General features: G+C 73.0%; 12 protein-coding genes. 5 read left to right on the plus strand and 7 right to left on the minus strand.

Annotated elements, in window-relative coordinates:
* Window positions 1–214 precede the first annotated feature (214 nt).
* On the plus strand, window positions 215–652 hold the full coding sequence (locus tag D7147_RS00005) for a VOC family protein (protein WP_120673184.1): 438 nt from the start codon (window positions 215–217) through the stop codon (window positions 650–652).
* Window positions 653–682: 30 nt separating this feature from the next.
* On the opposite strand, the gene D7147_RS00010 is transcribed toward D7147_RS00005, so the two are convergent.
* Both D7147_RS00010 and D7147_RS00015 read right to left on the minus strand, forming a co-directional pair.
* Window positions 683–1,972, minus strand: a complete 1,290-nt coding sequence (locus tag D7147_RS00010) for a hypothetical protein (protein WP_120673185.1) — start codon at window positions 1,970–1,972, stop codon at window positions 683–685.
* A 99-nt stretch (window positions 1,973–2,071) separates the two neighbouring features.
* Window positions 2,072–2,548: a WapI family immunity protein gene (locus tag D7147_RS00015; RefSeq protein ID WP_120673186.1), complete on the minus strand. Its 477-nt coding sequence runs from the start codon at window positions 2,546–2,548 to the stop codon at window positions 2,072–2,074.
* A gap of 49 nt (window positions 2,549–2,597) precedes the next feature.
* Between D7147_RS00015 and D7147_RS33320 the strand changes: the two genes are divergently transcribed.
* The gene (locus tag D7147_RS33320; RefSeq protein WP_267900746.1) at window positions 2,598–2,729 is read left to right on the plus strand and encodes a hypothetical protein; all 132 of its coding nucleotides are present in this window, start codon (window positions 2,598–2,600) and stop codon (window positions 2,727–2,729) included.
* Window positions 2,726–3,331, plus strand: a complete 606-nt coding sequence (locus D7147_RS00020; protein ID WP_120673187.1) for a hypothetical protein — start codon at window positions 2,726–2,728, stop codon at window positions 3,329–3,331. Before D7147_RS33320 ends, D7147_RS00020 begins: the two co-directional genes overlap by 4 nt.
* A gap of 127 nt (window positions 3,332–3,458) precedes the next feature.
* Here the strand turns inward: D7147_RS00020 and D7147_RS00025 are convergent, their stop codons facing one another.
* The 3 genes from D7147_RS00025 to D7147_RS00035 all read right to left on the minus strand — a co-directional run bounded on the left by D7147_RS00025 (window position 3,459) and on the right by D7147_RS00035 (window position 8,377).
* Entirely contained in the window at window positions 3,459–4,454 is a 996-nt protein-coding gene (locus D7147_RS00025; RefSeq protein WP_120673188.1) for an NADPH:quinone oxidoreductase family protein, read from the minus strand.
* Window positions 4,455–4,613: 159 nt separating this feature from the next.
* Window positions 4,614–5,762, minus strand: a complete 1,149-nt coding sequence (locus D7147_RS00030; RefSeq protein ID WP_120673189.1) for a hypothetical protein — start codon at window positions 5,760–5,762, stop codon at window positions 4,614–4,616.
* A 236-nt stretch (window positions 5,763–5,998) separates the two neighbouring features.
* Entirely contained in the window at window positions 5,999–8,377 is a 2,379-nt protein-coding gene (locus tag D7147_RS00035; protein ID WP_120673190.1) for an acylase, read from the minus strand.
* A gap of 232 nt (window positions 8,378–8,609) precedes the next feature.
* On the opposite strand from D7147_RS00035, the gene D7147_RS00040 reads away from it, so the two are divergent.
* Window positions 8,610–10,163 (plus strand): gluconokinase, encoded by a 1,554-nt coding sequence (locus tag D7147_RS00040; protein ID WP_120673191.1) that lies wholly within the window; start codon window positions 8,610–8,612, stop codon window positions 10,161–10,163.
* Between the two features lie 90 nt (window positions 10,164–10,253).
* Entirely contained in the window at window positions 10,254–11,543 is a 1,290-nt protein-coding gene (locus D7147_RS00045) for a serine hydrolase (RefSeq protein ID WP_147437315.1), read from the plus strand.
* Window positions 11,544–11,629: 86 nt separating this feature from the next.
* On the opposite strand, the gene D7147_RS00050 is transcribed toward D7147_RS00045, so the two are convergent.
* Complete coding sequence (locus D7147_RS00050; RefSeq protein ID WP_120673193.1) at window positions 11,630–11,983, minus strand: hypothetical protein; 354 nt, start codon at window positions 11,981–11,983, stop codon at window positions 11,630–11,632.
* Window positions 11,980–12,447, minus strand: a complete 468-nt coding sequence (locus D7147_RS00055) for a hypothetical protein (RefSeq protein ID WP_233562850.1) — start codon at window positions 12,445–12,447, stop codon at window positions 11,980–11,982. Before D7147_RS00055 ends, D7147_RS00050 begins: the two co-directional genes overlap by 4 nt.
* Window positions 12,448–12,504 lie beyond the last annotated feature (57 nt).

Genomic DNA, 12,504 nt, shown 5'->3' on the forward strand with positions numbered 1-12,504 from the left:
GGTGCATTAGCGTGGGTCACGAGGACCTCCTGGGTGGTGCGGAACCTTCGACAAGCTCCACCTCACCCGGAGGTCCTCACCCATTTCAAGATCTAAGTCCTGTCACCAACGTCCGTGGACAGAACACCTAGCGTGGGGACGACGACCGACCGGAGGAAAGCCGATGATCGATCATCTCTCCATTCAGATCCGCGACCACAGCCCGGAGTGACCGATGGAGCAGCGGATAAGTCTCGTCACCCTCGGCGTCGCCGACCTGCCACGGGCCCGAACCTTCTACGAGCGGCTCGGCTGGCACGGCCAGCAGGTCGAGGAGACGGTCTTCCTCCAGGCCGGCGGGTTGGCGCTGGTGCTCTGGGGTCGCGACAAGCTGGCCGCCGACGCCGGCGTCGACGATCCGGGCGATGACGGTTTCGGCGGGATCACGCTGGCGCAGAACATGCGCTCCCGCGCCGAGGTCGACGACGCGCTCGCCGCGGCCGCCTCGGCCGGGGCCACCGTGACGCGGCCGCCCCGCGAGACGTTCTACGGCGGCTACGCGGGCTGCTTCACCGACCCCGACGGACACGTCTGGGAGATCGCCTGGAATCCGGGCTTTCCGCTCGCCCCCGACGGCACCCTCACCGTCCCCGACTTCGGCACCAGCGGGTGACCCGCGGCCCGGACCGGCCGGCAGCGCGGGTCAGTCGTCGTCGCGCGGGCAGAGCAGCGGGTCCAGCAGCGGCAACCTGAGCGGGTCGAGGCAGACGGTGAGCAGGCGCTCATGGTCGTCGGCCGGCGCGGTGGTCGGATCGGGCGCGGGCGTCGCCGGCGGCGGGCTGCTGCTCGGCGGCTTGCTCGGCGACGGAGCGGCGCTGGACGGCGGGGCGGTGCTGGGCGGGGCCGCAGGGGCGGGCGACGTCGGGGCGGCGGGCGCCACCGGCGCCGTGCCGGGGCGGGAACCGCCGCCGTCGCCCCCGGTCGTCGGACGGCCGGTCGACCCGGCGGCTGTCGCTCGCGGACCGGTCGCCGGCTCGGCTCCGCCGCCGGAGGTGCCTCCGGGTGCCGGGGCGTCGGTGGGCGCGACCGCGCCGCCGGGCGCGCCGGGCGCCGGGGTGAGGGTCGGGATGACCGCGCCGATCCCCATCGGCAGCTCGACGGCGCTCCTGCCGTCCGCCTCGGCCCGGTACAGCGGAACCTTCTCCTCCGCCCCGTAGGCGCCGGCGGTCACCGTCGCGAACGCCGCGGCGGCGACGGCGGCGACCGCGGCGACGCGCCGGCCGGGTCGCCGCGCGGTCAGCGGGGCCTGCCACGGCTCGACCGGCACCGGTGGCATCGGACGCTCGCGGTGCTGGGTGGCCAAAAGCGCGTCGAGTTCGGCGATGACGTCGTCCCGGCGGCCGGCGGCGGAGGCGAGGGCCAGGGCGAGGTAGAAGCGGGTGTTCGCCACGACGGCGGCCGGCACCCGCAGCCCGGTGAGCCGACCGGGTCGGCTCGGGTGCAGGAGGGTGAGCGGCGCGTCCGGGTGGTGGGCGGGCGCGACGAGGTCCGCGTACCACCACTCGCGGCGGACCTCGCGGCCGGCGAACGCCACCCGGCGGCTGGTGACGACGGCGACGCCGGTGTCCGCGACCCGCAGGCCCTTCGGCAGCGTACGGCTCGACGCGTCGTGCGGCCCGATGCTGAGCGCGGGCTGCGGCAGCCCGGGGGCGTGCCGGGCCACCACCTCGATCAGCTCCGCGGCGGGGATGATCCGGAAGACGAGTTCGTAGGGGTCGAGCTGCACGGGCAGCCCGGTGCGGGGCTCGGTGCAGCCGAGGAAGGTGGCCGACTCGATCCGCTGCCGGGTCAGCTCGTCGACGCGGTGGCGCCACGTCTCGAGTTCGGCGTGGTGGGCGCGCCGGCGGCGGTCGTTCTCGCGGTCCGCCCAGGCGGCGCGCCAGGTCGGCAGCGCGGTCGCCGGTACAAGGGTGCCGGGTGATGTGGTGGTCACGCGCGGTACAACCGCTCGCGTGGGCGACAGGAAACGCACGAGGGATCGATGCTTCCCTTTATTCCTTTAAGAGAGATTTGGCCGTCACGACCCGGACGGTCAGGAGATGACCCGTTGCGGGTACGCCTCCACCTCCCGCTCCCACTGCTCGGCCGCCAGGGCGAGGGCATCGGCGGAGATGGTCAGCGTAAGCGGGTACACCGCGTGCAGCGGACGGCGCATCCACGGGGGTAGCGACGCGGCGGAGAACTCCACTGTCAGCTCCATCCGGCGGCGGCGAATGACCCGGGTGCGGAACGCGAGGTTCGGCTCGGTGAACCGCAGCAGCGCGGTGGGCGCGGCCCCCATCTCGGCCTGCAGGTGCAGCCAGTCGCCGAGGATTCCGGCCTCGGCGACGGTGAGACAGGGGTTGCAGTGGGACCAGGCCTGGCCGTCCGCGGTCCGGGCGTCCGCCTCGATGAGGAGCCAGTCGTCCCAGCCCGCCGCCTGTTCGGCATCGACCGGCGGCTCGACGCCCGGCTGGTAGCCGACCGGCCGGATCCTCAGCCGCGCACCGTCGTCGGAGCGCATCTCCATACGCCCCATCATCTAGGACAGAAGTGCTATTAGTGGCTAAAACGGGCGCATGATCAGCGGGGACGGTCGTCCGGCGCCGACCCGGACCGCCCGGGGCGGGCTCGGGGGCGGTGAACTCCGGGGCGGATACGGGGAGACCCCGATGCCGGTCGCGCACCTCTCGGCCACGCTGGAGGAATGACTGTCGCCAATACCCGGGTCACCGTACGGCCGGTCTCCTGGACGCGGCTGGCCGCCGTCACCGCACCGCTCCTGCTCCTGCTCCTGCTCCTGCTCTACGGGGTCAGCCGTCTCGCCGACGGCCTGGACGGCGACCGCGGTCCCGGTCCGGCCTGGAACTTCGGCCACACCAGCTTCCTCATCTCGATCGTCGCCTTCGCCGTCCTGGCCGTGGAGCTGCGGCGCCTGCTGCTCGCCGCCACACCGCGCCTGCACACGCTCACCGACATCGCCACCGCGGCGACGCTCGTCGGCGCCGCGAGCTTCCTCTGGGTGATCCTCGGCGACCTCTTCGCCGGGTTCGCTCAGACGGCGCCCCTGCCCGACCCCCTCTACCTCGCCGGGCCGCTGCTCTTCCAACTCGGCCTGCTGACGCTGCTCGTCCGGGCCGCCACCGTCCGACCCCGCCGGCTGCCGCGCTGGGCCCCGCCGCTGGTCCTGGTCGGCTTCCTGGCGCTCGGGGCCAACCTCGACCTGCCGCCGGTCGGCGCGGCGCTCATCTTCGCCGGCCTGCTGCCGCTGCGCCCGCACCCCGAGCCGCACGGTCTGCCCGATCGCGACTAGCCCAAGGACGTCGACGCCGGGCGACCTCTCCGGCGGCCCGCTACCCGATCGAGCTGCGGCGACAACGGCCGAGAGCCTGATACCTCTGAGGCATATTCATGCCGCAGAGATATCAGGCTGTTTTCGCCTAGGCCGCCGCGACCCGGACCACGGACTTGCCCGCCCCCGGGGCGGTCTGGTTCGCGACCATCCGCGGCACCTCGTCGAAGTCGTAAACCGCGCCCACCGGTGTGCTGATGACGCCGCGCTCGGCCAGGTCGGCGAGGCGCTGCCAGACGGCGGCCTCCGCCTGCGGATCCTCCTGAGGCATGGAGAGCACGCCGACAACGGTCTGGTTACGCAGCATCAGCTCCATCGGATCCAGCGCCACGGGGGTGCCGCTGGCCAGGCCGACGACGGCGATACGGCCGTTGCGGACGAGACTCCGCATGGCCTCGGCCGCGGTCTCGCCGCCCACCGGGTCGTAGATGATGTCCACACCTCGTCCGTTCGTGATCTCGGCGATTCGAGCGGTGAGGTCCTGCGTGCGGTAGTTCACCCCGTGGTCCGCGCCGTACCGGGCGCAGAACTCCAGCTTCTCGGCGCTGCCGGCCACCGCGATCACGGTCGCGCCCAGTGCCTTGCCCAGCTGAATGGCGGTGGCACCACTGCTGCCGGCCGCGCCCAGGATCAGCAGTGTCTGCCCCGCCTCGACCGGGGCGCGCTCGACCAGACCCGCGTACGCCGTTCGAAATCCGATCGGGAACCCGCCGGCCTGCTCGTCCGTCATTCCCGCAGGGATCCGGACGCTCGATGTCTCTCTCAGGTAGGCGTAGTCGGCGTACCCTCCCCAGCCCTTGAGGAATTCGGTGATACCCGCCACCTGGTCACCCACCGTGAACCGAGAGCCCGCCGGTACGGCGACGACCTCGCCGCACGCCTCCTCGCCGAGCCCGAACGGAGGATCGCCGAGCAGCGGGAACTTCCCCGCCGTCATCATCGCGTCGGGAAACCCGGCACCCGCGGCTCGCACCCGGATGAGCACCTGTCCCGGGGACGGTTCGGGCCAGGTGAGTTCCTGAAGTTCGATCGCCTCTTCCGGCGCGCCGAACCGCACCACGCGCCACGCACGACCAGAAAACATCTCGCTCCCCGCTGTTCCGGTGCCGACAACATCTCATCACGATCTTGCCGGCTGCCACGTTCACCGGTGACGACTTCGACACAGCCCCTAGCGCCCGGTCGCGGGACGGGGCCACGGCCGAGATTGAACCAAGCCCGCTACCGATCCGGAAGGTGCGGGTCAGGTCCAGACCGTGCGGCGTACGCCACGGTGCTCGGCGCAGGCGTTGCGGGAGCCACCGGTCAGGCTCACCGCGCCGTCGCGGCACTGCACCAGGTAACCCCGTCCGGCCCAGAACTCCTGGGCGCAATCGAAGTGGTCGCAGACCTCGGCGTCCGGCTCGCGGATCCGGTCGCCGCCGCAGAAGTCGTACCCCATCGGGTTGCGTGGGGCACCGCAGAGCCGCTCGCCCTGCGGCGATGGGGAGGCGCTGGTGCGCTCCGGCTTCGGTTTCGGCGAGGTCGAGGCGGCCGGCTCGGCCCTGGCCAGCATGGGAGCGGCCGGGGGCGTGGCCCGCGGAGTGGGGTCGGGAGTGGCGGCGATCGCCACCTCCGCGCCCGGGTCGGAGGGGCCCGACTCGATGAGCGCGGCGGGCACCAGCAGGGCGAGGGCAGCGGCGACCGCGACGGTACGCCGGCCACCGGGCACCAGCCCGGAGAGTCGCGCCTGTGCCGGGGTGGCGACGGCCGGTCGGAACGGCTTGAGCTGCGCGTGCTCGTCGATCAGCTCGTCGAGCTGCGCCCGCACCGCGTCGCGCTGCTCGATCGCGTCGGCGAACGCCAGGGTCAGCTTGAACCGGAAGTCGGCCGCGGCCGCGACGGGCAGCAGCACTCCGCTGGTGCGGCGACGGTCGAGCGTCTGGATCAGCGTGACGGGCGCCGCCGGGTCGTGGGTGAGCCCGGTCATCTTCCCGTACGCCCAGTCGCGCCGGCCCCGCCCACCGAGCAGAACCAGGCGGCGGCTGGTGACGACGGCCATCCCGGCGTCGGCGACCCGTATCCCGTCGGGGCGCCGCGGGCGAAGCGGCGTCGCCTCGACACCGACGGCGAGGTCCGGCGCGGGCAGCACACCGCTGTGTCGCACCTCGACCAGCTGCACGGCCGGCCACACCCAGAGGACCACCTCGTCCGAGGCGAGTTCGAGCGGCAGGCCGATGCCGGCGGCCGCGGAGCCCTGGAAGTCGGCGGCGAGCGCGCGCAGGCGGCACAGCTCGTCGTTGCGCCGCCGCCAGGTGGCTTCGGCGCCGCGGTACGTCTGGTGCCGGCGCTCGTTCTGCCGGTGCGCCCAGCGGTACCGCCAAGTGGAACCCGTCGAATCAGTCCTTGCCATGCCGACTCCTTCGCCGCGCAGGCCACCAATCGGGGTGTCACACATGTCAACTGCACCGACCTTCGGCCCGGCCCCGCCAACAGGGAGCAAATACCCGAACGGTGGGTCAAATTGGACGATAGGTCGGTTTTGCAGGACAAGTTGCTTCTGTTCGGGCGTGTCGCGCGACGCCGGGCCACAGGACGCACCGCGCCCGCCGGTCCGAGCTGGTCCGGCGGGCGCGGCGCGTCAACGGGTCAGTGCCGGCGGCCCTCCCCCACCCGGTAGGTGCGCAGGTTCGGATCAGCCTTGATCTGCGCCTCGGTGAACTTCACGCTGTCCCACCCCTTGCCCGAGTAGAGCTCGGTCTGATCGGCGTACCAGGGCGAGTTCGGGTTGGTCGACTGCGAGTAGGTGAGGATCTGCCGCCCGGACGGGCCGTTGCGGCCCAGCTCGACGGCCATCACGAAGGACGAGCCGTGCACCACCTTCGGGTAGCCGACCCCCGGTACCCGGTTGTTGACGATCATGTTGAAGATGCCGGCCTCGGCGCGTCCGCCGTGGATCGGGATCCGCCGCTCGCCGCGCGGTTCGGTCTGGACGTCGCCGAGCCGGGCGTCGAGCGCGATGCCGTCCAGACGTCGCACGGCGTCGGCGAGCGCGGTGAGCACCCGCGGATCGGTGCTCGCCAGCCGCCTCGGCGTGTTCACCGGATCGGCGGCCGAGAAGGCGTCGGCGAAGCGCAGACCGCCGGCCAGGGCGAACTCGGTGAAGAGGTGCGCGCCCCGGCTGCCCAGATCGGCGTGCAGGTCCCAGCGGCGCAGCGCCGCGCAGGCGGCGCGCAGGTCCACCGTCGTGCCGTCGGAGGCCGCAGCGGAGGGCCGGGCGGTGCAGAGCTGCACCAGGTCGTCGCGGAGCAGCTCACCGCCGTACACCCGGTTGCCGAAGACCGTGCGCCAGAGCCGGTCGGCGGTGAAGCCGCGACCGGGCAGGCCGTCGGTGCCGGCCAGCCGCTGCCGCACCTGGTCCAGCCCGAGCCGGGTGCGCAGGCTGCGCGGAGTGCCCTCGTCGCCGATGATCCGCGGGTAGCCCTCGAGCGGCGCCTTCGGGTTCGCCAACCAGTAGCTGTCGTTGGAGTTGGTCACGTAGTCGGTACGGAAACGCACCGGCAGGTTCGCCGGCCCGAAGATGCCGGGCACGGCGGCGTCCCGGTCGGAGCCGAGCGCGCACGCCGACCGCGAACCGTCGAGCACCGCCTGGCCGCTGTTCGCGTACATCGCCCGGAACGCGGCCGGGATGCAGGCGGCGGCGAGCGCGTCGGTGACCCGAGGGATCACCGAGTGATCGGCGTAGAGCGCCTCGCCGCGGGCATCGGCGGCGATCACGTTCACCCACGGCAGGAACTGGTAGCGGTCGAGCACCCGGGTCAGCTCGCGCACGGTCGAGGCGCGGCCCATCTGGAGCCAGCCGTCGAAGGCCCGGTTGTTGCCGGCGTTGATGTCGGTGATGGCGTACGCGGTGCTGGTCGTCCAGTCGAAGCTGCCCGGCACCACCACGACCGGCCCGTAGTGGGTGTCGTGGAAGACCCGGCTGACCGGCACGAGCCGGCCGTCCGGGCCCGGCACCTGGACGGTGACGGTGCGGGTGGTCATCTTCCGCGGCTTGCCGTCGAGGTAGTACGAGGTGGGGTTGCCGGGCACGAGCGCGAGCTGGTGCCAGACGTAGCGGCGGGCCGTGGAGACGGTGTGACTCCAGGCGACCTTGCCGTTGTGTCCGATCTCGACGATCGGGTCGCCGATCAGCGATGCGCCCTCGACGTCGTACCGGCCAGGCACCTTCAGATGCATCCGGTAGAAACGGTCCGCGCCGTCCCACGGGAAGTGCGGATTGGCGAGCACCATCCCACCCCGGTTGGCGGTGGCCGTCTCACCCAGCCCGTAAGCGTTGCTGCCGATCCCGCCGGTGCTGCCGTCGGCGGCGGCGACCACGGCCGCCGCACCCGGCGCGTCCTGCACGGCCGCCGGTCCGGTGGCCCCCGGCGGCGCCGCCGCGACGATCCCGTCCAGCATCGCCGCCGAGCCGGCCCGGACCATGCTCGCCCAGGTGGTGCGCCACACGTCCAGTTCGGTGAGGGGGCGCACCCAGCCCTGGCCCCGGCACGCCGGATCGGTCAGCCTCGCCACGCCGGTCTTGCGCAGGTAGGAGTTGTAGCCGGCGGCGAAGCCACGGACCAGGTCGCGGATCTCGTCCGTGGGCGAGTGCACCCCGTCGCGGCGCCCTTCGAGCATCCGCTCCACCGTCCGGTCCTGCGCCACCTTGCGGTAGAAGAGGTCACTGCGGACGTTCGCGTCGGTGGGGCCACTCGCCCCGAACCACCGCGACCGTTCCCCGTTGACCGTCACCGCCGTGTCGGCGATGACGCAGAGATTGTCCTCGGCCTGCACGTAGCCGACCCCGAAGCCGAGACTCGCGAAGTTCGCCGCCGTGATGTGCGGCACCCCGTACGAGGCCCGGCGGATCTCGGCCGAGTAGCCCCCGTCGCGCTGGTGCGCGCCGGCCGGCCCGGCACCGAGCCCGGTGACGACGAGCCCCAGAACGGCGACCGCCGCGCCGAGGCGTACTGCGGGACGTCTCATCGTTCCTCCCCCGTGGCGCCCCCGAACCTCACCGCCCGAGGGACATCGATGATGATCGTTCATTCTGGTCGCCGGCCGGTCCGGCGTACAGCCCCGAGCTGCCCACCGGTCGACCGGCAACCGGCCGACCCCCGCCCTGACCAGCGGTGATCGCCCTCCGTGACGGCCCGCGCCTCGGTAACGTCAGCGGCAGCCGGACGCGCCGCAGCCGGCGCAGGAGAGGGGTACGGCGATGGCCGGGTCGGGCGGCTCACCGCCGGTGGTGATCGGCGTCGACATCGGCACCACCAGCACCAAGGCCGTCGCCTACGACACGACCGGCCGGCAGCTCGCCACCAACTCGGCCGGCTACCCGCTGAGCGAACCGCAGCCGGGGTACGCCGAGCAGGACCCGCAACGCATCCTCGACGCGGTCGTCACCTCGATCCGCGCCACCCTGACCGAGCTGGACCGCCCGGTGGCCGGCCTCTCGTTCAGCAGCGCGATGCACAGCCTGATCGGGCTCGACGGCGACGGCGACCTGCTCACCCCGTCGATCACCTGGGCCGACTCGCGCGCCAGCCGGCAGGCCGAGCGGCTGCGCGCCGTCCCCTCCGGGCTCGCCCTGCATCGGCGCACCGGAACCCCGATCCACCCGATGGCCCCGCTGCCGAAGCTGCTCTGGTTCGCCGAGCAGCAGCCGGCGCTCTTCGACGAGGTCGCCCACTGGGTGGGGATCAAGGACTGGGTGCTGCTGCGCTTCTGCGGGATGCTGGTCACCGACCACTCGATCGCCTCCGGCACCGGCCTGATGGACATCTACCGGCTGGACTGGGACACCGAGGCCCTGGCGATCGCCGGCATCAGCGCGCAGAAGCTGCCGCAGCTGGTCTCCACCACCGCCGTACTGCCCCGGCTCACCGCCTGGGCCGCGTCCGCCACCGGGCTGCCCGAGCGCACCCCGGTCGTGGTCGGCGCCGGCGACGGACCACTGGCCAACCTGGGGCTCGGTGCGGTGCACCCGGGCATGGTGGCCTGCTCGATCGGCACCAGCGGCGCGATGCGGGTCATGGTCGAGCACCCCGGCGTCGACCCGCTCGGCGGGGTGTTCTGCTACGCGCTCACCGAGGATCGCTGGGTGGTCGGCGGGGCGATCAACAACGGGGGCATCGTGCTGGACTGGGCCGGCGACGCGCTCGCCCCGGACCTGGGCGCGCACGCCGCGGACGAGCTGGTCGCCCTCGCCGCCCGCGCGCCGGTCGGCTCCGGCGGGCTCATCATGCTGCCGTACCTGCTCAGCGAGCGCGCGCCGCACTGGAGCGCGCTGCCCCGCGGCGCGTACGTGGGGCTGACCCACGGGCACCGCCGGGAACATCTCGTCCGGTCCGCGATCGAGGGGGTCTGCCAGCAGCTCGCCCTGGTGCTCGCCTCGGTGCGCTCGGCCGGCAACGAGGTGCGCGAGGTCCGGGCCAGCGGCGGCTTCGCCCGCAGCGGCCTGTGGCGGCAGATCCTCGCCGACGCGCTCGGTGTGTCGGTGGCCTTCCCGGCCGAGCACGAGGGGTCGAGCTTCGGCGCGGCGCTGCTCGGCATGCAGGCGCTCGGGCTGATCCCGTCCATCGACGTGGCGGCCGACCTGGTCCGGATCGAGGAGATCATCCGGCCCGACCCGGCCGCCGCCGCCACCTACGCGACGCTCCTGCCGCTCTTCGCCGAGCTCTACGACGCGCTGGTGCCCACCTTCACCTCGCTGCGCCGGCTGGCGCCGGGCCTGCCGCCGGAGCCCACCCCCACCCCGCCCCCGATGTGATCGGCGAGCCCGCCACCGTCGCCGCGTACCGAACGAGTGACAGCGCGACTGTCGCCGTCCACGATCGTCCGCGCTTCATATCGTACGAACGTGAATAAAACCGACACGAAGGTCTCATCTTCCCGGCGGTCGTCGTGGCGGGTACGCCTCACGAAGCTTGCCGCCACCGGCGTCGCCCTCGCGCTACTGCCGTCCGGGGTGGCCTCGGCCGACGGCGGCGGACCCGGCGCGGGGCCTTCCCCCGAGCAGCGCCCACCGGCCAGCGCCCTCGCCTGGCTGGCCTTCCCCGGCGGGGTCTTCTCCGTCGACAGCGAGACCCGCACCGTCCGCTACCGGGCCTGCGACGCCGACACCGGCCGGGTGCCCGACCCGGAGATGCGGGTGCACGGCCGGGTGGCCAGCGGCGAGGTCACCGTCGACGGGACCACCTACGCCTACGACGTGCCGCTGGTCGGCCGCACCCGGGGCATCGTCGAGGTGACCCGACCGGGGGCCGAGCCGGACGGGCTGGTCGGCGAGGTGGTCACCGAGCCGCAGCCGCCCACCGATCCGGCCACCGGCCGCCGGCTGCTCCCCCTCACCGGGCAGCTCCAGCAGGTCGTGGACGCCTCCACCGCCAACCCGGCCGGGGTGGCCGTGCGGGACCTCTCCGGCCGGTACGGCGACCAGCAGATCGCGGTCAACGGCGCGTTCCGGCCGAAGGCCGCCAGCGTGATCAAACTCTGGATCCTGGTCGAGCTGCTGCGTCGGGTCGACTGCGGCCAGGTCTCCCTGGAAGACGGGGTGCTGGTCACCCCATCCCAGGTCGTCAACGGCACCGGCGAGCTGCAGCACGAGACCTTCCCGCAGGTGGTCACCCTGCACCGGCTCGCCGAATACATGATCAAATACAGCGACAACACGGCCGCGAACGTGCTGATCGACTACTTCGGCGGCTTCGCGCCGGTCAACGATCTGATCGACTCGATGAACCAGCGGGAGACGATCCTGGCCCGCAAGATGCTCGACACCGAGGCCGCCATGCGCGGCGAGGAGAACTACACCAGCCCGGACGACGTCGTCGCGCTCCTCGGCGCGGTCTGGGACGCGCAGATCCTCACCCCCGCGACCCGCGACCTGATGATCGGCTTCATGGCCGAGCAGACCCTGAACACCAAGATCCCGGCCGCGCTGCCACCCGGGGTCCCCGTCGCGCACAAGACCGGCGACCTGCCCGACGCCTCACACGACGTCGGCTACTACCTCATCCCCGGCTCGCAGGTCGCGGTCGCGTTCCTCACCTCCGGCCCGATGGCCGGCGGCGACGAGACCGTACGGCGACTGGCCCGCACCGTCTACGACTACCTCGTCGAACCGCGACCCGGCACCACCGAGGAGTGAACCGTCCCGGCCCGGCGGCCACCCCCTCGGGTACGCCGGGCCGGGCCGCGAGCACGTCGAGGCGCGGCGTGCGGTCGTGGAGGGTGCTAGTCGGTGGCCTTGGGGTGGCCCGTGCCCGCGTGCTTGATCCAGCAGGTGCGGGTGTCGTGGTCGACCAGGTACCAGATGCGGCCGCCCGCGGTGACCTCGTACTGCCACTGCGGCAACGTCTTCCCGTTGTGCGAGGCGGCCGCGAGGGAGCCTCTGAGCGGGTGCTGGCGGCCGGTCGGCGGGGACGGGCAGGGGCTGGACTCGATGGCGTCGAACGCGGTGCGGGTGTTGGCCGCGGCCTGCCGGCACAGCTCGTCCCAGCCCTTGGCCGCGTCGTTGGTGGCGAAGCGGAGGGTGTAGCCGCCGGGGCGCGGTGGCGGCGCGGCCCGGTCGCCGCGCTTGGCGCTCACTCGCCGGTCGGGCGCGCCACCGGCCCGAAGTCGCCGGAGCTCGGCGCGGCCAGCACCCGGTGCAGGTCGGGATCCGCGTGGATCTCGGCGGTGTGCCGCCACTCGGTGAGCAGCTGCGACACCGCCGCGGTGTTGCCCAACGCCGCGGCCGCCTCTGCCGTGGCGATGAACTCATCCGCCATCTGTTCGACGTCCCCGGGCGGCAGGAACCGCACCCAGGGCAGCACGGTGGGCAGTGCCTCACGCACCAGCCCCGGGTCTCGGCGCACCACGCTGGCCAGCAGCCGGGCAGTCAGGTCCACCACCTCGCCCTCGGCTTCGGCCCGGTCGGCGGACATCAGCACCAGGTCAGCGGCGTCACGGCGGCGCAGCCGCACCGCGCGGGTGCGGGACAGCCGCTCTGCCGTCTCGGCCGGCTGGCGCAGCAGCTCCGAGAACGGCACGGACTCCACCGGCATCGACATGACATCAACACTACTTCAGAAGTAGGCGGGACGGCTAGGAACACGGCAAGGGCCCGG

It is taken from the genome of Micromonospora musae, from assembly GCF_003626545.1.
Lineage (GTDB): Bacteria > Actinomycetota > Actinomycetes > Mycobacteriales > Micromonosporaceae > Micromonospora > Micromonospora musae.

Bases quoted from the DNA above. Each gene is read 5' to 3' on its own strand.
- D7147_RS00005 (WP_120673184.1), top strand. From the start codon at position 215: ATGGAGCAGCGGATAAGTCTCGTCACCCTCGGCGTCGCCGACCTGCCA.
- D7147_RS00015 (WP_120673186.1), bottom strand. From the start codon at position 2,548: ATGGAGATGCGCTCCGACGACGGTGCGCGGCTGAGGATCCGGCCGGTC.
- D7147_RS33320 (WP_267900746.1), top strand. From the start codon at position 2,598: ATGATCAGCGGGGACGGTCGTCCGGCGCCGACCCGGACCGCCCGGGGC.
- D7147_RS00020 (WP_120673187.1), top strand. From the start codon at position 2,726: ATGACTGTCGCCAATACCCGGGTCACCGTACGGCCGGTCTCCTGGACG.
- D7147_RS00025 (WP_120673188.1), bottom strand. From the start codon at position 4,454: ATGTTTTCTGGTCGTGCGTGGCGCGTGGTGCGGTTCGGCGCGCCGGAA.
- D7147_RS00030 (WP_120673189.1), bottom strand. From the start codon at position 5,762: ATGGCAAGGACTGATTCGACGGGTTCCACTTGGCGGTACCGCTGGGCG.
- D7147_RS00035 (WP_120673190.1), bottom strand. From the start codon at position 8,377: ATGAGACGTCCCGCAGTACGCCTCGGCGCGGCGGTCGCCGTTCTGGGG.
- D7147_RS00040 (WP_120673191.1), top strand. From the start codon at position 8,610: ATGGCCGGGTCGGGCGGCTCACCGCCGGTGGTGATCGGCGTCGACATC.
- D7147_RS00055 (WP_233562850.1), bottom strand. From the start codon at position 12,447: ATGTCGATGCCGGTGGAGTCCGTGCCGTTCTCGGAGCTGCTGCGCCAG.